Below are 23802 nucleotides of genomic sequence, written 5' to 3' on the forward strand. Positions count from 1 at the left end.
TGCACTTTTTTTCTGTCGTCCCAGTGTTACACACTGGGATCTAGCATGTTCAAAGATAAGACAGGGATCATCTAATGATCCCACGCTATAGCCGCAAAGAAATCTCTTCCATTTGGGAAGAAAAAAATAAGTTCAACATATGGCTCAAAATAGAAAAATTAGCATGTGAAGCTCAAGCAAAATTAAAAGTTATTCCAAATGATGTTGCTGAAAAGCTCTCTGGTGCTATTGAATTTGATATTGAGCGTATTAACGAAATTGAATCCATTGTAAAACATGATGTTATAGCTTTTTTGACATATATTGCTGAAAAAGCGGGAGTTGATGTTCGTTATCTCCATTACGGAATGACAAGTTCTGATGTTTTAGATACATGCCTTGCAGTGCAGTTGAAAGAGTCATGTGATATTTTACTCAAGAATCTAAAAAATTTACTTATAGTATTGAAAAAAAAAGCTGAGGACTATAAAGATATTGTTTGTGTTGGGCGCAGTCATGGAATGCATGCAGAACCAATAACTCTTGGGTTAAAATTTGCTAGATTTTATGCTGAATTTAAACGCAATTATCAGAGATTAATTAGCGCGCAAAAAGAGATCTCAATTTGTAAAATATCAGGTGCAGTAGGTAATTTTGCAAATATTAATCCATTTGTTGAAGAGTATGTAGCGAAAGAAATGGGACTCATACCTGAAACCATATCGTCTCAAGTCATTCCTCGTGATAGACATGCCATGTTCTTTTCAATTTTGGGAGTAATTGCAAGCTCAATAGAAAATATTGCAATTGAGATTCGTCATTTGCAAAGAACTGAAGTCGGCGAAATCTCTGAATATTTTTCCACTGGGCAGAAGGGAAGTTCTGCTATGCCGCATAAGTGTAATCCTATTTTAAGTGAGAATTTGACTGGGCTCTCGCGCTTAATACGCAGCTATGTTTTTCCTGCATTAGAAAATGTTGCACTATGGCACGAACGAGATATATCGCACTCGTCTGTGGAAAGGTGCATTGCTCCTGATGCTTGCATAGCAATGGATTTTGCTTTAGTACGATTAACAGATTTGATAGATAAATTGGTGATCAATAAGGAAAATATTGAAAAGAACTTAAATTCTTCAAAAGGCTTGGTTTTTTCACAACGAGTATTACTCGAGTTGGTAAATAGTGGTTTGACGAGGGAAGAGGCGTATAAAATTGTTCAGAGCAATGCAATGAAAGTGAAACAAAACAATAGTGATTTTCTGGCCGAACTGAAACAAGATAAATTCTTACTTGAAGTTATTAACTCTAAAAAACTTGAATCTTTGTTTGATTTGAAGTATTATACGAAACATATAGATCATATATATAGCAAGGTTTTTAATGAGGCTGAGTAGCTCAGTGGTAGAGCAGGAGGATCATAATCTCTTGGTCGGGGGTTCAAATCCCTCCTCAGCCACTCAAGCTAAGCTATGGTTTGGCGGTAGCAGCGCATTTGACAAAATAACGTGATTCATTGTCAATTAACTGAAGTTTTTTTTCAGTTGTTCATATAGTATATGGAATAATGTATGTGAAGTGATAAAGATACAACATTTGTTGTATCTATTCAGGGGAATGGCTAATGGTATCCGTTCAAGAAAGTGGTAAGGTAGATGAGAAAAGACAACTAAATGAATTTCATCCGAGTAGCTGACACTGGCATCTATATAAAGACAATCTCATGCACTCATTTAAAGTGAAGTTTTCTGGATCCCAGTGTCTAGGCACTGGGATGACAAGAAAAGAGTTGACTTGAATGACACCGAATAGGCACTGGGACAGAGGCTACTTGAATAATATTTCACCATGTCATTCCAGCACTTGATGCTGGAATCCAGAAGTTTCTTGAGCACAAAAGTCATGCTAAATTTTTGTTGTTAAGAAAGGCTGGATAGCTACTTGAATGACACCATTTGTTACTGTGTTTTTGTCTATCTTATTTTGCTACCCTACTGAACGAATATACAAAATCTAACTTTTTTCTATACAACCAGCTAGGTCAAGAAAGGTGAATCTATCTCTTGTTGCAAATGTAAGATTGACTACCTTGCAATATTGCTCTTTGTTCCAATTAAGATGCTCCGGTAAGTATGGAATTGATAGATCTTCAAATACTTTCTGCAGGTGTTTTGCAGATAGTAAATTTTGCTTAATTAAACTAGAAATATTACTCCATTCTTTGCAAATAATCTCTTGAATTTTTTGCTGCATAATTTGCTTCTGCTTTAGAATTTTTATAAATTCGGTATTACCAAGGCACTGAGTTATATGTTTTACATCTAAAGTGATCGGTTTGGTAATCGGGTTTTGTATTGACAATATCTCCTCTTGTAAGTTAGCCATAGTAATCGTCGTAACAGCAATTTTTTCGCCATGTAACGAGGAGGAATAATCTTTCGTTACCGTCTCCATTGCATGAGCTATCATATGTTCTCCTTGGCTTGCAGAGTAGCTGCCTTTTGACATCACCATTCCAAGTCCTGAAATCAATAAGGCTTCCATAAGTAATAAAACTACTCTTTTATCTTTTTTAGCAAGTGCCAAGTGTTCTCTGAGCAAAATTTCCTCCAGATTGCGAACAAGTTTAAAGGGGAGTTCATTATATTCTGTGCCAAGTAATAGATTAGATAATAGCCAATCGGCTTGTACTGTTGAACGGCAGATGAAATCTGCAAATCCACTTAATGTGAGGCGTAGTGGTGCGTTGGCAATTATATCGGTATCAATGTATATTGCCTTTGGAAGATGTGCTCCGAACGATTTTTTATATCCATCAACTAATATTGAAGCGTTTGCAGAGCTATATCCATTCATGGAAGCAGCTGTTGGAAAGGATATGTAGTCTTTGCCTTCTAAATAGCTTGCGTACTTACAGATATCATTAACAGTGCCACTGCCAAATGCAACCATTAAGTCACTATCTTTTGCTTTATTTCTAACTAGGTTTACAGCTTGGAGAGAAGCAGCTCTGTTCAGTCTATTTGGTGTCATCCAAGTAGCGTGACACTGCGATCCATCATAGTCACGCACTGGAATGACAGGTGTGGCTGGAATAATTAAATGAGAAACTTTATTAAGTATGTTTTTGTTTAAAAGTTTTGCTGTATTTTCATCTGCAATCAGAAAAATGTCATTTCCGTATTGTCTACATATTTCATAGATATTATCAGCAAGTACTGTTACTTCCCTTATAAGAACTTGTTCTGTGTGCTGTAATATTTGTTTTAAATATCGCATAGAATGTTTACAATACGGTAATGTTAGTATTTCAAGATTGATATGAAGATTGACCCTGTAGAACTAACTAAGAAATTAATTTCTTTTAAAAGTATAACACCAAAAGACGATGGGGCAATAGAGCATATAGCAGCCATTCTCAAGAAAAGTGGTTTTGAATGTGAGATTTTAGAGTTTGGTGATAAAGTTAAAAATCTTTATGCGAAATATATAAATGGAGTACCAAACTTGTGTTTTGCTGGACATGTTGATGTTGTACCACCAGGTGAGTTAAAAGATTGGATATCTGATCCATTTAAGCCAGAAGTTAGAGATGGAATGCTATACGGAAGAGGAGCAGCTGATATGAAAGGCGGAGTAGCTGCATTTATTGCTGCTATCGTAGATTCAGTTGCAGGTAAGTTTCGATTCAGCGGTTCAATCAGTGCATTGATTACCAGCGCTGAAGAAAGCACGGAAGAACATGGAACAAAGGCCATTTTGGAATGGATGAAAAGCAAGCAAAAAAAGATAGATTTTTGTATAGTTGGAGAACCAACGAGTAGTGAGAAATTAGGTGATACCATAAAAATAGGTAGAAGAGGTTCTGCAACATTTAAATTGATTTGCCATGGTAAACAAGGGCACGTTGCCTACCCAGATCTAGCAGATAATCCAATATATAAAATGGTATCGATACTAAGTAAGATAAAAGATACCACTTTTGATACTGGTAATAAATACTTTCAGCCTTCACATTGCGAAATTACTACTATCGACGTTGGAAATAATACTAATAATCTAATACCTAGTTCAATAGCAGCAGGTTTTAATGTTCGATATAACAATACACAAACACCAGACGTTTTATATAAGATGATTGATGCAATATGCACCAATGTGACTAACGATTATAAACTGTCTATGCAGAGCAGCAGGGACGTTTTTCTCTCTATTCCTGATAGAAATACTGATATTATGCTTGATGCGATAAATAAAATTACCGGTATTGATGCTGTGCTGAGTACAAATGGTGGCACATCTGATGCTGCGTTTATTAAGGATATTTGTCCAGTAATTGAATTTGGTATGATCAACAAAACCGCACATCAGGTAAATGAATGCGTATCAATAGACGATATACATAAATTAACAGCTATATATAAGGAGTTTATAAAAAATTATTTTTACCCCACTAATAAAATATTAAACCAAATCAATGTAATTGGTAATACGCCTGATGCTCCATTATTAGCTTGAGGTGCAGTTGCATAGAGAAGAAACTTACTAGACACATTTTACCAACCCCTTATTATAATATTAAGGGTATTTTTGACTCAAAACTTGTCTTTGATCTGTGCGAGCTTAATAACAAAAATTCAGTAGAAAGCTTATTGGCGAAAATTATCTGTTCAGCAGAGTGACAAAATAAGATAGACAAAAAGGGTGTAAGAACAAATAGTGTCATGCAACACTGGCTTTTGTATACAAAACGTTGTAAAGCGCTTTTGTCAACCTGGATCCCAGCTCGGATAACAAGAAAAGAAGCACTGGTTTCACATAGATCTGAACAGATATAATTTCTTAAACATTTATAGCTCACATAAAACCCGGTCTGACTGTCATAAAGGCTACTCATTGCAGCAGACAACTTTCGCACTACTTCAAATTCTAATTTTCAACTTAAAGAGGTACGTAATGTCAAATAACTTCAATTTCAAAGAATTTTTTCACCATCACGAAGCAAATAGCACTTTAGATGATATACAAAGGTACTGCATACTGTGGCAATCAGTGATATCACAGGCAATGATTGATGCAGCAAGTAACTGTAAAAAAACAGAAAGCTTGGTAGAGAAACGTAAAGCAATTTCCTGGCTATCAGACTTCAGTCAAGATTTTGTTGAAACATGTATACTGGCTGATTGCGATCCATTATACGTAAAAAACAAAATACAGCCAATTCTAAAAAAGATAAAGCCCTTTTAATGAGGTTTACCCCTCTCACCAAGAAAAATATCATTTAATCTTTTTTCTATAGCTTCATCTATATCTTGGATTAATAGCTGCTTTATCATATTCACTTTCCGTTCTGCCTCTTGAAGATTATTGTTACCGTAACTGTTCTTATTACTATAACCATAACTACTGCCATTTGGTTTATTACTCATTTTTCTTCTTGTGCTGAGTATCTGAACTATCTTCTCCTTGAAAAAAGACTTCCAGCCTGTGCCAGAAAATAATTTGTAGAGAAAATGCGGAGTAAGAAACGCTACTAATATTCTAATAGAAACTCCATAACCCAAATCATCTCTATTTTCATAATACCATTTTAAATATTGATACAAATGGTAAAATGCATTTTTGAAAGAGCTAAACTCTACAGCATACCAAAAGCCACTGGTGAGAAACATGAGCATAATGCTCGATGTATAAAGATACAGAGTGAAAAGAAATAGCTTGACAACTATATCTTTCAAGCTGCCCAGTATATAATTAAATAACCTTAATTTATAAAAAAGTGATATCATTTCACGCACACTTTAATAAAGCTGGGGTGGAAGGATTCGAACCTTCGCGTGGCGGTATCAAAAACCGCTGCCTTACCACTTGGCTACACCCCAATATTGTTTATATCAATAACATTATTAACCGAATTAGTAAAAGATTTATTCGCTTTTCCTATGGGTATTATCACAACGGCTGGTTGATCATAAGAATGCATTGCCTCGATTTTTTCTACAATCTTATCAGTCTGATCATTCCTGCTCTTCATAATTGCCACTATTTCACAATTACTATTAATTTTACCTTCCCATAAATACAGAGAATTTACTTCGGGAAATATATTTACACATACAATTAACTTCTCGTTTAACAATTCTTCAGAAATAGTCTTAGCCTCTTTCAGGTTTGAAAAAGTTATATAGACTAAAACTAAGTTGCTCATTAATCGCTACATAAATGCATTTTTACTATACTCTACTTAGATTTATTCATCAAGAGAAAATAGGAGAGACTTCTACAGCGCTTGACACACAGCTGTACGAACATTGTAGCAATTTGCGCACAGATATTTATTTGACAATGGAATTTGGTGAGTATACAAAGTAGCTAATAAAGCAGCTCTTTGCGCTGGAAAGAGTTGCAACTAGCTTAGGAGGCATTATGAATAATGGTCAGGAAAAAAAATATAGATTCAGGAATGAGATTATATTGGCAGAATATATTTTCATACATTAAACAGGGTGATAGAGAAAGCGCAGAGAGAATAATAGATAATCTTATAAGTAGCAATAAATGGAAATCTAAAGAAGTATATAACTGCTTATTGATTATTGCTGTCACTCAAGGTGATATTCAAGTTGCTGAATTTTGTAAAAATCGCGGAGCGAACCTTGATTATGTAAGTGATGATGGAAGAACATCACTCTGGCTTGCTAGAGAAAATGGAAAAATCAAATGGTTGAAACTCTTGAAAAATGGGGTGCACGTGGAGACACTGATCAGTATTGTGGTAAATCTCTTTCTAATTTAATAACGCTAGATTATCGTGACAAAATAGAAGATTTTTATTACGGTACACTCTCTAGGTGCTTTGAGAAAGGTTTAAGCAAAGAAAATTTAGCAAAAACAGTAGAGGATTTTGTGCAAAACAAAGGGTACTATATTAAGGAAACATACGGAGAATTTCTCCTGTGCTCTGTTGCTAAACGTGATATCAAAATTGCTGAGTTTTGCAAAGAAAGTGGAGCAGATCTGAATTATAAAGGCTACTCTGGAAGAACGCCATTGGAGGTAGCTGAGAGATTTAAATATTGTGAAATGGCTAAAACTCTTAGAGAATGGGGAGCACATAAAGACAATAAGTTTTGGAGTAAGCTGCCTTTTTCTAGTTTAAAAGATCCTAAGCAAGAAAAACAGAGAGAATGTACAAAATGCACCTTGATATAAGTAGATCTTATGATCTAGGAGAGCAACAGCTAGAACATTTTCTGCTGCTTTTTTTTGGCTAAGGTCACATTTCATTACGCATTAAATTGTATGCATCTGTTCAGGGAATTTGCTAATGTGAAAGCCAGTGCTTCCTTTCTTGCGATGTAGCTGTACAGAAATTGAAGATGTCATTTAGTAGTTCTCCCCTGTCATTCCAGCACTTGATGCTGGAATGACACCACCATAAAGGAACCAGTGTCAGCTACTTTCATGACATCATTTATTCCTCTAGTCGTCTTTTCTCTTTTCCTTATTTTACTACTCTGATGAACGGATACAAAAAAACTCATGCAACTTGATGTAAGTAGGTCTTGCAAGCATTTTAAGATTGCCGTTTCGCTAGTTAACATAAAGAAAACTTGGCGAAATTTTAAAAATAGTATATGGTTGGTAATATCTTATAGGAGGGGCAATGCACAGTACTCAAGAAAAAGAAATACATCTTATATTCTTTCATGGATTAGGGGATAATTATAAAAATGCAACTACATTCTGTAAAGATATGCAATCTGAGCTCATGCACCACCATGATATACCTAATTTTCACACTCATGCACACAAATACCCGGCTGCATTTCAAAATTATATAACTTATGCCTTAACCAGCTTCGTATGCTTACTAGCATCAATATTGCCACCTACTGTCATACTGCTTACTAATCCAATAACAGCTAGAACAGTTGGATTGGCAGTCTTAGCAGCTTTAGCTTGTGTTTTTTTATCTATATTGCTACTCATGATTCCGTTTCTAAATAAGAATCAAAACTTATTCAAGTCTTCAATAGAGAAAATTAATCAACTAATAAATCAAGGTGTGAAACCCGAAAATATTATACTTTTCGGTCATTCTTTTGGAGAAGCAGTTGCATCGGAAGTGTTAAAGCATTTTGCGAATAGAGATGTTAAACTTGGAGGAATTGTCTTCACTAGCACTTTTAGTTCTTTTCATACAGCAATAGAGCATTTTCCAATGCCTCAAACGAAAATTTTGAGTATACTGCCTTCATTCCTACTAAAAAGAATACTAAAAGCCTTCGATTTAGACTTTGATATAGCAGATAATTTGCAAAAGTCACAAAATGAAAAAACGCTAATAGTAATTATTAATCACGCAAGAGACAAATTAATACCACTTCCTGCACAGTTGGCAAATGCAATAAGAGATGATCGATTATTAAATGGTAATCCGATTAAGATTCGTGATAATCTGTTTATATATGGAGATGATCCTCATAACAGTGTTTTGGATAGTGTCACACTGACTGAAGAATTAAGAGAAATGGTACTTAGTAAAGTTACGTCTAGAACGCGTTAACTTTTCTGCTGCTTTTTTGGCTAAGGTCACACTTCATTACGTATTAAATTGTATGTATCTGCTCAGGGAATTTGCTAATGTGAAAGGAGTGCTTCCTTTCTTGCGATGTAGCTGTACAGAAATTGAAGATGTCATTTAGTAGTTCTCCCCTGTCATTCCAGCACTTGATGCTGGAATGACACCACCAAAAAGGAACCAGTGTCAGCTACTTTCATGACACCAACTTTTAAATTCCAGTTATGCAAGAAATCTAATCCTTTCAATACGATAATTACTTCAATAGTTTGTATATAGTATAATCTTCTGTCTTGGTAAGAATAGTTTTATTCCATCCATCAAAAAATGCTAAATTGAGGTATGTATCACCCTTATAGGGCTTGTGAATTTCAGTTATAATAAATTCTGAGATTAGGTTATGCTCTAAAAAAAGGTGTGCTATTTGTGCCCCACCAATCACAAAGACTTGAGAACTACTTTGAATTGACAGAAATTCTTGCATGGAAGAGACAACAGTACATTTTGGACCTCTATTAAAACACTTGTTACGGGAGAAAACAATAGGTGTACGATTCTTTAGTATGCTTTGAGGCACGGTTTCAAATGTCTTTCTTCCCATCACAATAATTTGTTTGTCGGTCACTTGACAAAAATGTTTAAACTCACTTGGATAACGCCAGGGCAAATCATTATTTATTCCAATTACCCCATTAGGGTCAACAGCCATAATTCCAATAATCTTCATCCTTTTAAGACAGCTTGGGCTACAAAAAATCTCATGTGGTCGCGTACATTATGCACTCTAAGGAAATCAACCTTATTTTGCAGTATAGCAGATGTAGCAATTGTTTCTAAATCTCTATTAGAGGGAGATTCTATGGAAAAAGAGGAAATAAATGACTTTCTGGAATGGCCAACTAAAACCTTGCAGCCAAAATTTTGTAAAGTTTCTATACTGCGTAAAATCTGAATATTCTGATACATAGATTTGCCAAAACCAATACCAGGGTCAATAATTATTGAATTTTCATCAAAACCCAGTCCTAGTAGTTTGTTAATGCTCTTCTCTGCCCAATTATTTATGATATCAATTGGGTCAGTGTCATGTGGAATAATATTGTCCTTATGTGGTGGTATCGAAAGTGAATGCATAATAACGACACTACACCCACTGCTAGCAACTTCTTTTAAGGTATTACTACTCAGATCTCCCTTCTGATCATTTACCCAGGCAATATTGTAGTGCTTCAAAACGTTTAAAATAACGTCTGGCCAAAAACTATCAATGCTGACTTCAATATCACCATTTTTCATATAGTCGCTAAGATTATCAAGTACTGGTTTTAGACGTGCATACTCTTCCTCTGGCGTCTTTATTGAAGCTCCAGGCCTTGTTGATTGAGCTCCAAGATCAACTATGCTTGCACCATCTGATACCAGCTGCAATGCCTGCTTGGTTGCTCGATTCGCATCATAATAAAGACCACCATCTGAAAATGAATCAGGGGTAATATTGACGATACCCATAAGCTTTGGTGAAAGCGTAAAACTCTTTGAAAAACAGTCTTGAACATTGAAAGCAAAGGTTTTGTTAACCATTGCCATCAAGTGGAGCAAAAATGGTCTATTTACTAATTCTGGGTGAGGAATTTTAAGGTCAGGTATATCAAGCGTTAGATCATCCCATAACAAAATATCTAAATCAATAACACGAGGTGCCCATTTTTCGTAGACTTGTGGACGACCAATATCACATTCGATTTGTTTTAAGCCTTTTAGTAGCTCCTCAGGAGAAGAAGAATAACTTCCATAGACAATCATGTTGAGAAATGGCTTGTTCCAATCAGGTGGAGCATCATTTGGTAAAATAGCCTTAGTTTCTAGAATGATCGAAGACTTTAAGTCTTTTAAATAGCGCTTCTTTAGTAACTCAGTAGCTCTTTGTAAATGGGAAAGGCGATTCCCTATATTTGATCCAATAGAAATATAGATCATTCTTGCAATTCATTACAGTAAGTAAAAAAAACGCCCCCATGCACACCAGGAACTGGTGGTGCGATTTTGTGAGTAGTCACCCTGACAGAAGAAATAATATGCTTCTTTCGCAGCAAAAGGTTATTAATGGCTCTGTATATCTCATGAGTTAAATGCTCGATTAAATTAAATTGCTTGCCCTGAACAAGAGATTGAATACTTTGCACTACTTCCAAATAGCAGATAGTATCTTTAAGTTGATCAGTTGTAATCCCTGAAGGAGGAGATTTAAAAGTGAAATCAACGTCAATACTCACCAATTGGGGAGAAGACTTCTCTTCTGCACTACATCCCAAATGAACCCAAAGCCGTAAATCAGATATAAGAAGATTACATGCTACCACTGAATTTAGTATCTACTTATAATTAATGACAAACATCAACATTCATCATGCCATCAAGAAAACCCCATAAGAGTTTTGCTCCTTTTTCAGCGCCTTGCATAACTTTCTCTTGTTCTTCTTCGTTTAAATCTGCAATAAGGTTTGCACATTCTTCAGAATGCCACTCATCAGCTTCCATATGAACGGTAAAAAATTTGAGAGAACGCTCATCATTTATTGAATAGTGTTTTTTCAGACCTTCAATTTTAGACTTAGAAACCTCTGGAGTTTGACGTTCATAAGCGTACAGAGCTCCAAGACCTGCTGCAAAATCTGATTTTACAATGTTAAAATAACCATCAACTAATTCTCGTGTCTCCTTAATTTGTGCATTTTCACAAAGTTCTGAACGTGCTACTCCCAGTCCTTCAGCAAAACGCTGCCATAATTCTGGGTGATTATCGTCGCCTTGTTCTTCCTCTATTAAATTACCAAGTAAAACTTGCCGCATTTTCAAATTCGTACACAAGGAATGTATACCGCTGATATAACGAGGAAAAGCAGCAACATGGTGATAATATTCCTTAGCGTAGGTTTGCAGAGCCTGCAGGCTTAAGCTACCTTCATTCCATGACTCGTAAAACGGGTGTTTTAATAAGTGTAAACTATCTAATTGATTATTAAGTGATTGAACAAATGTCATAAATAAACAGTAAATTGTTTTAGGCTACGTTTAGGTTTATCAAATGTCAAGAGGCATTTCTCACTACTACTTTAATTCCAATAAATACAAAGATAGATGCGTTATTGGTTAATTTTTTAGTAAAAATTGATTTTTTCTAAAATTTCATGTATTATTAAATCAATATAGTGAAAAACGCAAAATGAAAGTAACAGAAGAAAATACAATAAAAATTAGGGAAGAGTTCGTAGAAGTTCAAAATGGAATGCGAATTCAAAAGATAGTGATGTCAAACTCGAAGAGCAGTGCAGATAGCAGAAAGAAAAAGCATATAGTTTACTTTCCAGGGCTTACATATACTTTTGAAAAAGAGCCAGATGAAGACAAAAGTGAATGGAATTGGGCAGCTGAAGCAGGTATGGATGTTCACCTTATTAATTTTCCTGGTTCTGGAAAAAGCAAAGGTCATTCTTTAAACGGTCGAAATCGAGTAAATGCAGGAATTGCAGTCATTTCAGATCTTCTAAAGCAAGGCATTCACCCAGACAATATAGTACTGTATGGAAGCTGTGCTGGAGGACCAATAGCTGCGGAGGTTTATAAAAAGTTTAAAAAAGATGACAATATTCATTTAAGATGCATTATCAATAAATCCTTTAGCTCATTCAAAAAACTTGTAGTGAAATTACTACACATATCAAAACCTAAATGGCTATTTCCTCCTATAATAAAATTCATACTCAAATGCTTTGGTTGGCACTTTAAGCCACATACAATAGTAAACGATATTACTCCATACACAATTTGTTTTAATCTAGAGAACGATGGCTTTATTAGTAAGCAGGCAAATATAGGTACTAAAATTTCTGATATAGAAAAAAGTCATAGGAAAAAAAACTATCAAAAAAAAGAAACTTTTGAAGGTTTTGAGCAATACAAAGAGTTTTTCATGAAGCATACTAATTTAGCTAAAATAAAAAATCTTGAACCTGAAGTTGGAGTAATGAGAAAATGCTGGAATAAGTTTCTATCGTTACTACCTATTAAGGCAGATGATATTCACTTTTCTCCAATTACAGAATTGTGCTCATCAAGTGAACACAAATACACTCTTCCTGAGCTAATTTCACTCTTTTTAGAATTCACAGATGATTATTTTGAAAAGAAGGGCTCGCTCAATCAAGAGATAAAAACAGAAGTGATATTTGAAAAGAATAGTGAAAAAGAAATAGAGGAAAAGAAACAGTATTTTACCAATTTAAAGAATTATTCAATAAGTCAGAGTATATCTAAAAAGCTAATATCCCCGCAAATATTGAAATAAGTGCTCCTTTTGTGATTAAAAAGGCACTACATCTAAAATATCTGCCATAAGTGGTAATTTTGTGCTTTTACTTTCATCATAGAAATTGTTTTCACTAGCTTCTAATTTCTCACTAATTTGTGAGTAAGGTTTAAAAACTTCAGAACTGTACTTATCAAGGCATTTGTTTAGGCAGTCAGGGTCTGTCCTTTTTTCTTTGTTGCTATAGCATTTCTGCTTACATTGATTCTGTCTAAAATTAATCCCTTTCTCTTTGTGTGATGCTTGTTGTTCCATAATATTCTTCAATTTAAATAATGTTCATATTAGCATGCAAATATGAACATTATGCTAATATCATTACTTTTTAGGTATGCATAGCAAATTTATGTCTGGAAATAGTTTTTGGTTATTTCCTACACTTTCTTTATAAAAACCATAGGCGCCCATTGATTTTTATTAGCTAAAGTAAAGGTCAAGTATCTGGAATTCTGGACATAAAATCCTCCTGTATAAAAAGATTTGGTAGCGCACATACGACAGAAATTAAGTATGTGTGTGCACCTACATACACTGAAAAAGATACGCTACGTTTTTTATTGAAAAGTTAATTGAAAGTCTGCAGACAAATTTGAGCTCTAAAAATATCTCTAACCGCAATTATAATTAGATTGAAAATATGCGGAAGTAATTTTTTTGACAATAGATTTGTTTCATAATCAGACAGCTGAGATCCAATAAGAAAATCTGATCACACGCTGGAATGACACCCATTTAGTTTTCTTACCTGTCTACCTTATCTTGCTATTTTGCTGAACAGATACATTTTATTAATAGTGGTGGGATTGGTAGGACTCGAACCTACGACCAATTCGTTATGAGCGAACTGCTCTAACCGACTGAGCTACAATCCCTTTTATTAACACTTATAATACACACAAAAGGAAATTTGTCTACTCGCTTATTTCACTATCAACCCAACTTTGCAAATCACTTATTGCGCCAATTTTGCGTGCAATTTCCTTACCATCTTGAAATATGATTAAAGTAGGTATAGATTGAACTCCATACTTACTTGGCACTTCAGTTTGTTCATCTATGTCAAATTTGCAGATCTTGATCTTGCCTTTTCTATCCTTGGCTAACTGCTCGATACGTGGCATCAGAGTTTTGCATGGTCCACACCATTCTGCCCAAAAATCTACCAGCACAAATCCTTTGTGGTTAGCAACTTCAGATTCGAAATTTTGATCATTTACCGCTTTAATATCATCACTCATAAAATACCTAAATTTTTATAAAATATAGCGTACCAATTAGTAGCTAATCAACTAAATTCTTGCAAACTCAAAGTGTTTTGCATAAAACCTGATGGTTAAAAATATCTACATTTCCCCAACCCATTAAGTCTAGCTCAATACGAGTGGAAAGAAATTCAAAGCACTTTTCGGCTAATTCTTTTCTATTTTCACGTTCCAGCATTAAATCTAGCTTTTCCTTTATTCTATGGAGATATAAAACATCAGATGCAGCATAACTTTTTTGCTTGTCTGTTAAATTTTCATTTCCCCAATCAGAAGATTGCTGTTGCTTGTTTAGTTTTATATCAAGTAGTTCTAAGCACAACTCTTTTAAGCTATGACTATCTGTATAAGTGCGAACTAAACGTGAGGCTATTTTCGTGCAATAGCAAGGCAGTGCCCAGGTTTTTAAATAATAATGTATTATACTTACATCAAACCGCGCAAAGTGAAATATTTTGGTTATATTTTTATCCTCTAATATTTTTCTCAAATTTGGAGCTGTATAATCGTTTTTGAATTGAATCAAATGAGCGTTGCCATCATCAAAAGAAAGCTGTACAAGGCATAATCTATCTCTGCTATGCAGCAGCCCCATTGCCTCTGTATCAACAGCTATAGATTTTATATCATTCGGTATTGCACTGGCTGGCAGGTCGTCTTTATATATAAATATTCTCATAAATTTAATATGTTTTATGACACATACAATAATCAAAAATGAGTTTTAAGTATACGAAAAGATCATAGAAAATTGGCTCTCATGATTTTCATGTATGTAGGGTTTACAAATTATGATATGCATCTATAATAAGAATAAGTAAATTTTCATTGCGGGAGTGGCTCAGTTGGTAGAGCGCAACCTTGCCAAGGTTGAGGTCGAGGGTTCGAACCCCTTCTCCCGCTCTTCTTTTAACGTAAAAAAATTGCTTCCCCGGTTCAACTAATCTAGCTATACTAAAAGTAGTTAAAAGCTTTTTAGAAAATTAATTATGGGGGTTATATGAAAGATGATACTAAAGATATGTTAATTTCCTTAGGTACAGTTGCAACAATAGGAGCACTTACAGGTTTGGGACTCAGTTTTACAGCTTTATCACCATTGGTGATGGGTGGGATTGTTGGTTCTATAGCTCCAGCATTGATTACAGCTCTGCTTGCGGGACATATACTATACCAATTTACAAAAAAGATTCTATTGAAAAAGATGATAAAGATAACTTTGTTTTTGGGAGTATTATTACACCTGCAAGTGCTGCAATTGGAGTTGGTCTTGCTGCAGCTGCAACTGCTGTTTTCCCTGGTGCAATGCTTGGAATGGGATCGGCAGCTTTAGCAGGTGCAATAATAGCGCCCATAGCAGTAATTGCAGGGTTATTTGTAACATTTTGTATTATTGAACCAATAGCTAAAAAAGTGAATGAGTATATTATATCACCTATAGTTGAGCGTTTTTCTTCAAAAGAGGAAGAGTGTAATCTACCTGCAAAATAATCAATTGACGTTAACATTTAGTTTTCTTTATAATTTCCTTTGTGAAAGAAGAAAAATGCTTATTTGTAACGATAGCTGGTTTGCCAAATGCTGGAAAGTCAACGCTAATTAACAGCATCGTAGGCAAGAAAATTGCAATTGTCACCCCTAAAGTGCAGACAACAAGGACGCAGGTAAGGGGTGTTGCTATATGCAACAATGCGCAAATTGTTTTTACTGACTCTCCAGGAGTGTTTTCAGCAGAAACAAATCTTGAAAAAGCTTTAGTCAAATCTGCATGGGGAGCAGTTAAGGATAGTGACATTACTTTGTTGCTTGTTGATGTAAACAATTACCTAAAAAATATAGAAAGAATAAAAACGATATTTGCACGATTGGAGCGCACAAAAGGCAGATGCATTTTGGTTATCAATAAAACTGATTTAGTAAAGAAATCAGAGCTCAAGATGGCACATGAGCACCTAAATTTGCTTTATAAGTTTGAAAAAATTTTTACGATATCGGCACTGAAGAATGATGGACTTTCTAATTTGATGAATTACTTATCTGAAATTGCACCGATAAGCCCTTGGTTCTATGAAAAAGATCAAGTAACCGATTCCTCAGCTGATTTTTTATCAGCAGAAATTACAAGAGAGAAGTTATTCTTGAACCTACGTGAAGAATTGCCATACTCTACAGCTGTTATAACTGAACAATTTGAGGAAAAAAAAGATAAGAGTTTAGTCATAAAACAGATCATATTTGTATTGAAAGATAATCATAAGAAAATAGTGCTAGGAAAAGACGGCAGTAGCATAAAAAAAATTAATATCGAGGCGCGTACAGAATTGGAAAAGTTATTTGAGTGTAAAGTTCATCTCTTTTTGTTCGTAAAAGTGCGACCTTGGACTGATCGCCCTGAGGAATATATAAGTAATGCTTAATTCTTTGTTGGTATTTGATATTGAAACTATACCAGATGTAAATTCCTGCAAGAATTTACTAAATATTAGTGATGATAGCAGTGTAGAAGAAAAGAGGAACGCATTAACAAAATATCATCTTGAAATAACAAACGGGCAAAACTCTTTTCTGCGTCAGCCCTTCCACCTTGTTGTAGTCATTAGTTTTTTACTTTGTAATATAACACGCCAGAGCGGTTATGAAATGTTCACACTACAAGAAATAAGATCTGGAGGCACATTAAACTCCAATGAAAAAGAGCTAGTAAAGGGATTTTTTAACTACATATCAGAGAAAAAGCCAAGACTAGTTTCGTTCAATGGACGCACTTTTGATATACCGGTACTGAAGTACCGTGCTATGGTTCATGGCATTCAAGCAGAATATTTTCACAAAGCTGGCGATAAGTGGAATAGTTACAATCAGAGGTACAGTAGTGATTGGCATTGTGATTTGCTTGAATCTCTCTCTGATTTTGGAGCTTCTGCAAGAATGAAGATGAACGAAGTTTGCGCAGCATTTAATCTTCCCGGTAAGATTGGAGTTGATGGATCACAAGTTATGGATTTATACGATAGTGGAAAAATACAAGAGATTCGCGATTATTGCGAAACAGATGTGATTAACACCTATTTGATTTACTTGAAGTTCATGCATCATCAAGGAAGAATTACTACAGAAAGCTATAATAAGAGCATAGAAGAACTGCTTTTGGAATGCGAAAAAAAAGAACATCTAAAAAAGTTTAAAGAAGAGTGGGAGATAACTTGCGGTGGAAATTTTTATATTGAATTTAAATGAATAGATATTATGGAGCAATCTAATAATTGCCCCATAATAATATTTATAAACTCCTTGTAGTAGAAAAGGCATTCTGATATGCCATCTGCTTAACTTCTGTTTGTTCAAGCTTAGACAAATTTTCTAAGTTTTTATCTTGGTATTCCTTTTTTACTTTCTCGAAAAAATTTTGTCCACCAAAAATATAATCACCTAAATTAGCAGCATAATATTGAGCATTACCTAAAACTGCACAGTTAATTCGACTTAATATTCTCGAAGGGTAATAAAAGAGAGAAACGTTATTGTTTGATTGGAAGTCATTCTCATCCATTATTTTAATGGCTTCATGATAACCATCCATTTGATGAACAAAATATCCTTCAGGTACTGATATTCTCAATTGTGCACCTACATGAGCATAACCACAAATACCAGGTGATACCGCTGGTACTGGGTCTTGTCTATGTTGAGTTACTCTAATGGTTTTTTCTTGAAGAACATCATTATAAAATTCACTAGCAGTAAGATCAAAAACTCGTGGATCACCAAAAGTTGCAACATGAACATCTTCAGCTCCTTCTGTTTTATTGAGGCATAAAGCAGCTATCTTAGCAATAGCTCCTCCCATACTGTGACCTGTGAGATTGATTTTAAAATCTTTGATTTCTGATTCTTGTTTTTCAGCATAAGATTTCAAAATGCCATAAAGATTAGACCATGAATCCGTAAATGAATTATAAAAACCACGATGAATTCTTCCACCTTCTGGTAAAAATTCTGAAGTAGTAAAAAGTACATTTGCATCAGTGATTCCATCATTGAAGCCACGAGTACCGTGGTAAGCTACCGTTATTTCTTTGCCTTTTATGAAAACATGACCAGCATCTTCCTCAAAACTATTACTAAATGGAATGATTTCATAACCTTCGCTGATAAGTTCAGCTCTAGTTTTATACATTTTTTCAGTAGATGGAATAATTTCAAAATCTTCTGCAGTTTCAAATTCAGTTTTGTATACTCCTTGAGCTAGGTTATTACATCTTTTTTTACTTAATTTATCATCATCCTCGCCATAGCTTATATTACAGAAATTACCCATTTCTAATAATTTCTCTCTATCAAATCCTGCAATTTTTACAATACTTTCATCTATTTTATAGTCAGAAGGTAAAGAACATGGCTCATTTGGATCAGCACGATTTATAAATTCATAATCTTCAATGATCTCAAATTCATCGTCATATTCTTTCATCTCGTATTTGCCATCATCTACTGAGATAGAGTCTGGCTGTTCAGTATTACCTGGCTCTGAGCCTGTAGCAGCACCTGTAGTGCTAAACCAATTGCGTAAAAAACTAAAATCCATAAGTATCCCAATCTGTCAAAAATAAAACAATAATCTACCAACTATAATACAAATTAATATTATTGTCAATAATTTATATTAATAATTTAATCTTTTTATGCTTTTACTTTGAGTAAATTTTACTTCCATAGAATAAGTATAGAGTTATAATACACTAACAAGCAAACCTCTGTACTAAATTTTGGTTAATATACACGTTGAGCGTATTAAGAAAGTTGCTTTTAAAGTATTGCATTTTACTTTTATTTTCGCTATAAGGTTGCTTTAAGTTGGATTTTCAACACCTTTATACTATTTATGTTATGATTTTAAAATTTTTTAGGGGCACTTCATGAAAAAATCTATTTATACTAGAACTGCTCTAGCTTCTCTATTGACTTTATGTTCTTTCAGTGGCTTTGCTGCTGACTTTTCTGACGAGAGTATGAAGGAAATAAAAAAGCAAGAGAGTAACGAGTCAATCAAAACTTCTGGAAAGATGGAAGTGATGAAGACGTCAAATAAGAAACTAAAAGAAAAAATGGACAGGATATGTAATGCTGATCCAAGAAAAAAAGCCGAGGAGCTTAAGAAAAAAGAAGAACTAAGATTAGCAGCTGAGCAGAAGAAAAAAGAGGAGTTAAAATTAGCAGCTGAGCAAAAGAAGAAGAAAGAAGAACTAAAATTAGCAGCTGAACAAAAGAAAAAAGAAGAAATTAGGCTAGCAAATGAAAAAAAGGCAAAACTTATAGAAGATTCAAAAGCGAAAGCCCTGAAAGTTAAAAATTCTAATGTAGAAAAAGCAAAAACCAAAAGCGCTAAAGCTAAGAAAATCAAGGTTAAAGAGAATATAAAAGTTGTCAGTAAGGATATAGAGAAGGCAAATCCTGTTGTTTCAGTTGGTGGGGTTGATATTATCAATACCAATCAAGGGGATGGTTTAAGAATAACTTTCGGTGGTGTTGTTGATTCTCAAGGTTATGGTAACTATGGACTAAGTGGCTATAAGCATTATAATGTTATGCCAGGTAAGTCTACAGATTATTTTAACAATACTGAAGATAGTATAAAAGGAGCAAATCCAATATTTCCTAAAGGGATAGGGAATATTGGTGATTACAGTGAAAACATGGGCATGATTTCAGATGCAATATTGCACTTAAGAGCTGAAAATAAAAATGAGGATATTGGTCTTCGTTATGGTGCCGATGTACAATTTCATGTTCCAGTTACTGAAGGTAAAGGAGCTTCACAAGGCGTGAATGCTGCAAGAGGTAGAAGTGCGCATGTATTCTTAAATTCACAATATGGTGATCTGAAACTTGGCTATCAGTTTGGTCCTGAGTCTCTGATGAGACTTGATGCAACAAGAATTGCAACTGTTGATGGAGCTGCAGATAGCGACTGGTTCAGAAAAGTAAACTTAGAAGGAAGTGCTGCAAACTTCCCATTTTACGTAACACCACGTCTTTACACTGAAAGCTTCTCGAGTGAGAGCGAAAAACTCTCCTTCCGTATGGCAGGAAAGTATAACAAAGAGGTTATGACCACATTGCCGTTTAGAGCTGCTTACTACTCACCAAATTATATGGGTGCAAGATTTGGTCTTAGCTACTCACCTCGCTATGATAATAGTTTATCTATTGTGAAAGATGAGACTGATATAAGACATGTTGGGCCAGACTATGAGCACATAGTAAGCGCTGGTGCATCATATGAATATGACTTTAGTAAACATAATATAAAAGTTAAAACTTCCGTAGTTGGTGAGTTTGGCTTGGCAAAAGAGCCAAGTAAAGATAAGCATCTTTATAAGGAATTCATAGAGTACAATAATTTGATGGGTGTTAATTTAGGTGCAAGCGCTGATTATAAGATTGATGAAGATCAAAGTGTAAAATTTGCTGCCTCTTTTGCATACTTGGGCAAGTCAGGGCAACCTAAGAGTATTAAAACGCTGATAAAAGGTACTGGTACTAACCCTGATGAATATAAATCTCTTCCTGATACTGATAAAAGAGTAATAGGGCTGAAAGCTCAGTTTGATGGGAGCGGTAAAGACACTATGTATTGGACTGCAGGTGCTGGTTATCAATATGATAATATCTACACAAGCTTGACATACTTTGGTAGCAGAATGAGCGATAAAGATATGCTTCATGACGTTGCACTTGGTGTTCAGTATGATCTATCTTCTTGCAATAAAAGCAAATTTGTTCCTTATGCAGCTCTTCACTACTTTACAACTGATGAAAAAGGTGCACTGGAAGATAAAAATAACGATAAGATACCTTCTAACAAAGGAGTTCTTCTCCTCACTGGTGTGAAGTTTTCTTTCTAGTTATTTAATAATACACACCACAGCTTGAATGTGGTGTGTGTTTTCTCTGTTTAGTATCTATAAACATTTATTTTAATTCACATAACAAGTAATGTCATCCCAGTGTCAGCTACTTGGATGACACCACTTACTACGCAAATTGCCTACAATGTTCGTACAGTTATGCATCGAGTGCTGGTATGACCATCATAAAGAATCAGTGTCAGCTACTTTAATGACACCCGCACCTTATTAGCTACTTAGATAAATAGCTTTATTCTATTGCTACTTTCAAATTCAATCAAGCAGGAGGCAACTATGCAAACCAAATTAAAAAGTCATTTAGCTGGAGAATTACTTACCATCGCTACTTGCTGGAAATTAACAACTGTAGGTGGAGAAGTAATGGGATTTACTGACTATGATGAAGATTTAAATCTCAATAATATACTCTATAAATCTTCAAGCAGTTTTATAGCCAGCAGTATAATATTAAATAGCGATTTGAGAACTGATAATCTAGAAATTGAAGGAATATTAAATAGTGCTGATATTAAAGAAAAAGATGTTTTATCAGAAAGTTATGACTTTGCAAATATTGAAATATTTCTTGTGAATTATAAAGATTTGAGTCAGGGAATTATGAATTTGCATGCAGGAACTTTTGGTAAAGTAACATTAAATAGTGGGAGGTTTATCGCTGAAATTAGAGGTCTTGCGACAAAGCTTGAGAGAAGCATAACAGAGCTATATTCTCCTGTATGCAGGGCACAATTTTGCGATGATAGATGTAAAGCTGATGCTAAAAAGTTTAGTAGAATGAGCACAATTACTAAAGTGATAGATGAAAGAAGATTTGAAGACACTAATTTAATCGAAAGCGATGGATATTATAAGCACGGAGTGTTTAGTTCAGCAACATTTGAAGTTGTAGTTAAAGAATACAAAAATAAAGTAGTTACATTATTTGCTTCTCCTCCATATCAAATTTCTACCGGAGATAAATATTCGATACTTGCAGGTTGTGATAAAGCGTTTTTAACGTGCAAAAACAAGTTTAACAATACTGTGAATTTCCGTGGCGAACCATATATACCAGTTGTTTAGCAGCATAATTTTTAATATTATGAATAAGTATGGAAAGGTGGCTGAGCGGTCTAAAGCACACGCTTGGAAAGCGTGCACATATGAAAATATGTCGGGGGTTCGAATCCCCCCTTTTCCGCACATTATTTCTAGTGTAACATAGGTTTTGTTCTTTAAGGGATATAGCATTAGCACTTCAGCTTCGCAATTTTTCAGAGTCATCTACGTCAATAAAAGAATAGAGTTATCAAGTTGCAGAGCCTTCTTGATTTTTGATGACGAAGAGTAATAGAAATACAATCCAGTAGCCAGCATACCTTCCCTATTCCTAACAATATCTTGCAATACTATACTTAGTATGTGTCATTTCTCACGAGCATCAGCAAACTGCTATATACTTAACCTACCATAATATGTCAATACAATTCTTTATTGAAAATTTCATGAAAATATTGTATAATTATACAGTGGTAAAACTTATGGCAAACGCTAATTTAGCTTTCAGTAAAGAAACTTTACAGCATCTTGCTGAATTATCTGAACTTACTTAAGCAACCTGCTCAAGCATTAGCAGAAAAACTACTAAAAGAAGCAATAGATAGTGAAATGGAAGATTTTTTATTATCTGTGGTTGCTGATCAATATGATATTGAAAATGAAAAAAAACTAAAAGTGAGGACGTGGATTGGAATACACTATTATCTTCCTAGACAGTGTTCTTGAAAAAGATCTTCCAAGTCTTCCAAAAAAAGTACGGTCAAGAGCTGTAGATGCAATAAATGAGCGGCTTACAGTCAATCCAGTGAATCTTGGTGAGCCTTTATATCATAGCTTTAAAGGGTTCAGAAGACTAAGAGTTGGCGATTATTGTATCATGTACTGTGCAGACACCACAAAACATGAAGTGTTACAATAGGACATAGGGATACCATTTACGAGAAAGCTTTGAAGGTACTTAAGAACTATGTTTTTCAATAAACTCTGTTTCGTTAAGTAAGTAAATTATAAATATTATATTATACAGCCCTCCTTGCTATCCACCTTAGGTGGCTTTGCTCAGCTCAAAAATAACTCATTTTTTTGGTACACCCCACTATGAGTTATATATATAACTCATTGGGAGAGGCGACGAAACAAGATCTTGAGTTTGAGGAGCCTCCGGTTTAAGGTGAAGAGGAAGGAGGACTCAGGGTCGATGAAACTAATATTTGATTATCTCAAAGACTACAAAAACTATATCAATAAACTACTCAGCAATACGAGTGACATCGAAGAAATGACAAAAGAGCTTGATAGAATAACAGGTGGCTTCAAAGAAGGAGAGCTCTCCGTGCTTGCAGCACGCACTTCAATTAGTAAAACCTCAATAGCACTATACATAGCTCTGCAGGCCGCAAAGCTGCTAAACGACCATAAACATATCTGTTTCTTCTCACTCAAGATGTCAGCAAATCAATTGAATAATCAGCATTGAAGTCAACAAGACAATAAATAACATTCTCAAGAGCCAAAATATGGACTTCTTATATCGAGGGAATAACATTTTTAAACATTCTCATCGATAACTCAGGCAATATGAATTATAAATGTGCTGAGGAGAAAGATTGCATCAATTTTGTAGGCTCTGTGAACAAAAATTTA

26 protein-coding genes and 5 tRNA genes are annotated in these 23802 nt (G+C 34.6%); 16 read left to right on the forward strand and 15 right to left on the reverse strand.

Annotation, left to right across the window (positions count from 1 at the left end; translation table 11 throughout):
- The first annotated feature begins 74 nt into the window (after nt 1–74).
- Both purB and HGO49_RS02680 read left to right on the forward strand, forming a co-directional pair.
- Nucleotides 75–1376 (forward strand): adenylosuccinate lyase, encoded by a 1302-nt coding sequence (gene purB / locus HGO49_RS02675; RefSeq protein ID WP_026092606.1) that lies wholly within the window; start codon nt 75–77, stop codon nt 1374–1376.
- Nucleotides 1367–1438 (forward strand) — tRNA-Met (locus HGO49_RS02680). Before purB ends, HGO49_RS02680 begins: the two co-directional genes overlap by 10 nt.
- Before the next feature lie 554 nt (nt 1439–1992).
- On the opposite strand, the gene HGO49_RS02690 is transcribed toward HGO49_RS02680, so the two are convergent.
- A complete protein-coding gene (locus HGO49_RS02690) occupies nt 1993–3258 on the reverse strand; it encodes an iron-containing alcohol dehydrogenase (RefSeq protein WP_017531823.1) in 1266 nt (421 codons plus the stop codon).
- A gap of 42 nt (nt 3259–3300) precedes the next feature.
- Here HGO49_RS02690 and dapE point away from each other — a divergent pair, with 42 nt between their 5' ends.
- Both dapE and HGO49_RS02700 read left to right on the forward strand, forming a co-directional pair.
- A complete protein-coding gene (dapE, locus tag HGO49_RS02695; protein ID WP_017531822.1) occupies nt 3301–4497 on the forward strand; it encodes a succinyl-diaminopimelate desuccinylase in 1197 nt (398 codons plus the stop codon).
- A gap of 438 nt (nt 4498–4935) precedes the next feature.
- Complete coding sequence (locus tag HGO49_RS02700; protein WP_007301973.1) at nt 4936–5226, forward strand: hypothetical protein; 291 nt, start codon at nt 4936–4938, stop codon at nt 5224–5226.
- Here HGO49_RS02700 and HGO49_RS02705 read toward each other — a convergent pair.
- The 3 genes from HGO49_RS02705 to cutA form a co-directional block, all read right to left on the reverse strand.
- The gene (locus HGO49_RS02705; RefSeq protein WP_227738357.1) at nt 5223–5651 is read right to left on the reverse strand and encodes a hypothetical protein; all 429 of its coding nucleotides are present in this window, start codon (nt 5649–5651) and stop codon (nt 5223–5225) included. The two genes, HGO49_RS02700 and HGO49_RS02705, sit on opposite strands and share 4 nt — an antisense overlap.
- Before the next feature lie 138 nt (nt 5652–5789).
- A tRNA-Gln gene (locus HGO49_RS02710) sits at nt 5790–5861 on the reverse strand.
- Nucleotides 5852–6187 carry a divalent-cation tolerance protein CutA gene (gene cutA / locus HGO49_RS02715; protein ID WP_026092605.1) on the reverse strand — a complete coding sequence of 112 codons (336 nt, stop codon included), beginning with the start codon at nt 6185–6187 and terminating at the stop codon, nt 5852–5854. Before cutA ends, HGO49_RS02710 begins: the two co-directional genes overlap by 10 nt.
- Before the next feature lie 225 nt (nt 6188–6412).
- Between cutA and HGO49_RS02720 the strand changes: the two genes are divergently transcribed.
- Both HGO49_RS02720 and HGO49_RS02725 read left to right on the forward strand, forming a co-directional pair.
- Nucleotides 6413–6775: an ankyrin repeat domain-containing protein gene (locus HGO49_RS02720; protein WP_017531821.1), complete on the forward strand. Its 363-nt coding sequence runs from the start codon at nt 6413–6415 to the stop codon at nt 6773–6775.
- A complete protein-coding gene (locus HGO49_RS02725; RefSeq protein WP_017531820.1) occupies nt 6700–7191 on the forward strand; it encodes an ankyrin repeat domain-containing protein in 492 nt (163 codons plus the stop codon). Before HGO49_RS02720 ends, HGO49_RS02725 begins: the two co-directional genes overlap by 76 nt.
- Before the next feature lie 191 nt (nt 7192–7382).
- Here HGO49_RS02725 and HGO49_RS02730 read toward each other — a convergent pair whose 3' ends face one another.
- Nucleotides 7383–7523: a hypothetical protein gene (locus HGO49_RS02730; RefSeq protein ID WP_158621802.1), complete on the reverse strand. Its 141-nt coding sequence runs from the start codon at nt 7521–7523 to the stop codon at nt 7383–7385.
- A 122-nt stretch (nt 7524–7645) separates the two neighbouring features.
- Between HGO49_RS02730 and HGO49_RS07235 the strand changes: the two genes are divergently transcribed.
- The gene (locus HGO49_RS07235) at nt 7646–8548 is read left to right on the forward strand and encodes an alpha/beta hydrolase (protein ID WP_017532181.1); all 903 of its coding nucleotides are present in this window, start codon (nt 7646–7648) and stop codon (nt 8546–8548) included.
- A gap of 271 nt (nt 8549–8819) precedes the next feature.
- On the opposite strand, the gene HGO49_RS02740 is transcribed toward HGO49_RS07235, so the two are convergent.
- From HGO49_RS02740 to HGO49_RS02755, 4 genes are read right to left on the reverse strand one after another with little or no spacing between them, the layout of a single operon-like run.
- Nucleotides 8820–9290 (reverse strand): dihydrofolate reductase, encoded by a 471-nt coding sequence (locus HGO49_RS02740; RefSeq protein ID WP_017532182.1) that lies wholly within the window; start codon nt 9288–9290, stop codon nt 8820–8822.
- The gene (gene folP / locus HGO49_RS02745; protein WP_017532183.1) at nt 9287–10540 is read right to left on the reverse strand and encodes a dihydropteroate synthase; all 1254 of its coding nucleotides are present in this window, start codon (nt 10538–10540) and stop codon (nt 9287–9289) included. The genes HGO49_RS02740 and folP overlap by 4 nt, the downstream gene beginning before the upstream one ends.
- Entirely contained in the window at nt 10537–10923 is a 387-nt protein-coding gene (locus HGO49_RS02750; protein WP_017532184.1) for a dihydroneopterin aldolase, read from the reverse strand. Before HGO49_RS02750 ends, folP begins: the two co-directional genes overlap by 4 nt.
- A 22-nt stretch (nt 10924–10945) precedes the next feature.
- Nucleotides 10946–11605 carry a CADD family putative folate metabolism protein gene (locus tag HGO49_RS02755; protein WP_017532185.1) on the reverse strand — a complete coding sequence of 220 codons (660 nt, stop codon included), beginning with the start codon at nt 11603–11605 and terminating at the stop codon, nt 10946–10948.
- A 181-nt stretch (nt 11606–11786) separates the two neighbouring features.
- On the opposite strand from HGO49_RS02755, the gene HGO49_RS02760 reads away from it, so the two are divergent.
- Nucleotides 11787–12908 (forward strand): alpha/beta hydrolase family protein, encoded by a 1122-nt coding sequence (locus tag HGO49_RS02760; protein ID WP_017532186.1) that lies wholly within the window; start codon nt 11787–11789, stop codon nt 12906–12908.
- Nucleotides 12909–12923: 15 nt separating this feature from the next.
- Here HGO49_RS02760 and HGO49_RS02765 read toward each other — a convergent pair whose 3' ends face one another.
- The 4 genes from HGO49_RS02765 to HGO49_RS02780 all read right to left on the reverse strand — a co-directional run bounded on the left by HGO49_RS02765 (nt 12924) and on the right by HGO49_RS02780 (nt 14870).
- Nucleotides 12924–13184, reverse strand: coding sequence for a hypothetical protein (locus HGO49_RS02765; RefSeq protein ID WP_017532187.1), 261 nt, complete (start codon nt 13182–13184; stop codon nt 12924–12926).
- A gap of 540 nt (nt 13185–13724) precedes the next feature.
- Nucleotides 13725–13801, reverse strand: a tRNA-Ile gene (locus HGO49_RS02770).
- 39 nt (nt 13802–13840) lie between these two features.
- Nucleotides 13841–14167, reverse strand: a complete 327-nt coding sequence (trxA, locus tag HGO49_RS02775) for a thioredoxin (protein ID WP_017532188.1) — start codon at nt 14165–14167, stop codon at nt 13841–13843.
- Between the two features lie 67 nt (nt 14168–14234).
- The gene (locus HGO49_RS02780; protein WP_017532189.1) at nt 14235–14870 is read right to left on the reverse strand and encodes a ribonuclease D; all 636 of its coding nucleotides are present in this window, start codon (nt 14868–14870) and stop codon (nt 14235–14237) included.
- Nucleotides 14871–15021: 151 nt separating this feature from the next.
- On the opposite strand from HGO49_RS02780, the gene HGO49_RS02785 reads away from it, so the two are divergent.
- Nucleotides 15022–15094 (forward strand) — tRNA-Gly (locus tag HGO49_RS02785).
- A gap of 275 nt (nt 15095–15369) precedes the next feature.
- On the opposite strand, the gene HGO49_RS02790 is transcribed toward HGO49_RS02785, so the two are convergent.
- Nucleotides 15370–15699, reverse strand: a complete 330-nt coding sequence (locus tag HGO49_RS02790; RefSeq protein ID WP_017532190.1) for a hypothetical protein — start codon at nt 15697–15699, stop codon at nt 15370–15372.
- A gap of 24 nt (nt 15700–15723) precedes the next feature.
- On the opposite strand from HGO49_RS02790, the gene era reads away from it, so the two are divergent.
- Both era and HGO49_RS02800 read left to right on the forward strand, forming a co-directional pair.
- Nucleotides 15724–16608 carry a GTPase Era gene (gene era, locus HGO49_RS02795; protein WP_017532191.1) on the forward strand — a complete coding sequence of 295 codons (885 nt, stop codon included), beginning with the start codon at nt 15724–15726 and terminating at the stop codon, nt 16606–16608.
- On the forward strand, nt 16601–17428 hold the full coding sequence (locus HGO49_RS02800; protein ID WP_017532192.1) for a 3'-5' exonuclease: 828 nt from the start codon (nt 16601–16603) through the stop codon (nt 17426–17428). Before era ends, HGO49_RS02800 begins: the two co-directional genes overlap by 8 nt.
- A 43-nt stretch (nt 17429–17471) precedes the next feature.
- Here HGO49_RS02800 and HGO49_RS02805 read toward each other — a convergent pair whose 3' ends face one another.
- The gene (locus HGO49_RS02805; protein WP_017532193.1) at nt 17472–18776 is read right to left on the reverse strand and encodes a lipase family protein; all 1305 of its coding nucleotides are present in this window, start codon (nt 18774–18776) and stop codon (nt 17472–17474) included.
- A gap of 331 nt (nt 18777–19107) precedes the next feature.
- On the opposite strand from HGO49_RS02805, the gene HGO49_RS02810 reads away from it, so the two are divergent.
- The 5 genes from HGO49_RS02810 (at nt 19108) to HGO49_RS02830 (ending at nt 23635) form a co-directional block, all read left to right on the forward strand.
- Nucleotides 19108–21096, forward strand: coding sequence for a WD0745 family porin (locus HGO49_RS02810; RefSeq protein WP_017532194.1), 1989 nt, complete (start codon nt 19108–19110; stop codon nt 21094–21096).
- A gap of 297 nt (nt 21097–21393) precedes the next feature.
- Entirely contained in the window at nt 21394–22182 is a 789-nt protein-coding gene (locus tag HGO49_RS02815; protein ID WP_017532195.1) for a DUF2163 domain-containing protein, read from the forward strand.
- A gap of 31 nt (nt 22183–22213) precedes the next feature.
- Nucleotides 22214–22300 (forward strand) — tRNA-Ser (locus HGO49_RS02820).
- A gap of 386 nt (nt 22301–22686) precedes the next feature.
- Nucleotides 22687–22884 (forward strand): hypothetical protein, encoded by a 198-nt coding sequence (locus HGO49_RS02825; RefSeq protein ID WP_017532196.1) that lies wholly within the window; start codon nt 22687–22689, stop codon nt 22882–22884.
- A 472-nt stretch (nt 22885–23356) separates the two neighbouring features.
- Nucleotides 23357–23635 carry a DnaB-like helicase C-terminal domain-containing protein gene (locus HGO49_RS02830; RefSeq protein ID WP_017532197.1) on the forward strand — a complete coding sequence of 93 codons (279 nt, stop codon included), beginning with the start codon at nt 23357–23359 and terminating at the stop codon, nt 23633–23635.
- Nucleotides 23636–23802 lie beyond the last annotated feature (167 nt).

The sequence above is a fragment of the Wolbachia endosymbiont of Diaphorina citri genome (genome assembly GCF_013096535.2).
Classification (GTDB): Bacteria; Pseudomonadota; Alphaproteobacteria; order Rickettsiales; family Anaplasmataceae; genus Wolbachia.

Bases quoted from the DNA above. Each gene is read 5' to 3' on its own strand.
- purB (WP_026092606.1), top strand. From the start codon at position 75: ATGATCCCACGCTATAGCCGCAAAGAAATCTCTTCCATTTGGGAAGAA.
- HGO49_RS02690 (WP_017531823.1), bottom strand. From the start codon at position 3,258: ATGCGATATTTAAAACAAATATTACAGCACACAGAACAAGTTCTTATA.
- dapE (WP_017531822.1), top strand. From the start codon at position 3,301: ATGAAGATTGACCCTGTAGAACTAACTAAGAAATTAATTTCTTTTAAA.
- HGO49_RS02700 (WP_007301973.1), top strand. From the start codon at position 4,936: ATGTCAAATAACTTCAATTTCAAAGAATTTTTTCACCATCACGAAGCA.
- HGO49_RS02705 (WP_227738357.1), bottom strand. From the start codon at position 5,651: ATGTTTCTCACCAGTGGCTTTTGGTATGCTGTAGAGTTTAGCTCTTTC.
- cutA (WP_026092605.1), bottom strand. From the start codon at position 6,187: ATGAGCAACTTAGTTTTAGTCTATATAACTTTTTCAAACCTGAAAGAG.
- HGO49_RS02720 (WP_017531821.1), top strand. From the start codon at position 6,413: ATGGTCAGGAAAAAAAATATAGATTCAGGAATGAGATTATATTGGCAG.
- HGO49_RS02725 (WP_017531820.1), top strand. From the start codon at position 6,700: ATGGTTGAAACTCTTGAAAAATGGGGTGCACGTGGAGACACTGATCAG.
- HGO49_RS02730 (WP_158621802.1), bottom strand. From the start codon at position 7,523: ATGAGTTTTTTTGTATCCGTTCATCAGAGTAGTAAAATAAGGAAAAGA.
- HGO49_RS07235 (WP_017532181.1), top strand. From the start codon at position 7,646: ATGCACAGTACTCAAGAAAAAGAAATACATCTTATATTCTTTCATGGA.
- HGO49_RS02740 (WP_017532182.1), bottom strand. From the start codon at position 9,290: ATGAAGATTATTGGAATTATGGCTGTTGACCCTAATGGGGTAATTGGA.
- folP (WP_017532183.1), bottom strand. From the start codon at position 10,540: ATGATCTATATTTCTATTGGATCAAATATAGGGAATCGCCTTTCCCAT.
- HGO49_RS02755 (WP_017532185.1), bottom strand. From the start codon at position 11,605: ATGACATTTGTTCAATCACTTAATAATCAATTAGATAGTTTACACTTA.
- HGO49_RS02760 (WP_017532186.1), top strand. From the start codon at position 11,787: ATGAAAGTAACAGAAGAAAATACAATAAAAATTAGGGAAGAGTTCGTA.
- HGO49_RS02765 (WP_017532187.1), bottom strand. From the start codon at position 13,184: ATGGAACAACAAGCATCACACAAAGAGAAAGGGATTAATTTTAGACAG.
- trxA (WP_017532188.1), bottom strand. From the start codon at position 14,167: ATGAGTGATGATATTAAAGCGGTAAATGATCAAAATTTCGAATCTGAA.
- HGO49_RS02780 (WP_017532189.1), bottom strand. From the start codon at position 14,870: ATGAGAATATTTATATATAAAGACGACCTGCCAGCCAGTGCAATACCG.
- HGO49_RS02790 (WP_017532190.1), bottom strand. From the start codon at position 15,699: ATGTTAACGTCAATTGATTATTTTGCAGGTAGATTACACTCTTCCTCT.
- HGO49_RS02800 (WP_017532192.1), top strand. From the start codon at position 16,601: ATGCTTAATTCTTTGTTGGTATTTGATATTGAAACTATACCAGATGTA.
- HGO49_RS02805 (WP_017532193.1), bottom strand. From the start codon at position 18,776: ATGGATTTTAGTTTTTTACGCAATTGGTTTAGCACTACAGGTGCTGCT.
- HGO49_RS02810 (WP_017532194.1), top strand. From the start codon at position 19,108: ATGAAAAAATCTATTTATACTAGAACTGCTCTAGCTTCTCTATTGACT.
- HGO49_RS02815 (WP_017532195.1), top strand. From the start codon at position 21,394: ATGCAAACCAAATTAAAAAGTCATTTAGCTGGAGAATTACTTACCATC.
- HGO49_RS02830 (WP_017532197.1), top strand. From the start codon at position 23,357: ATGAAACTAATATTTGATTATCTCAAAGACTACAAAAACTATATCAAT.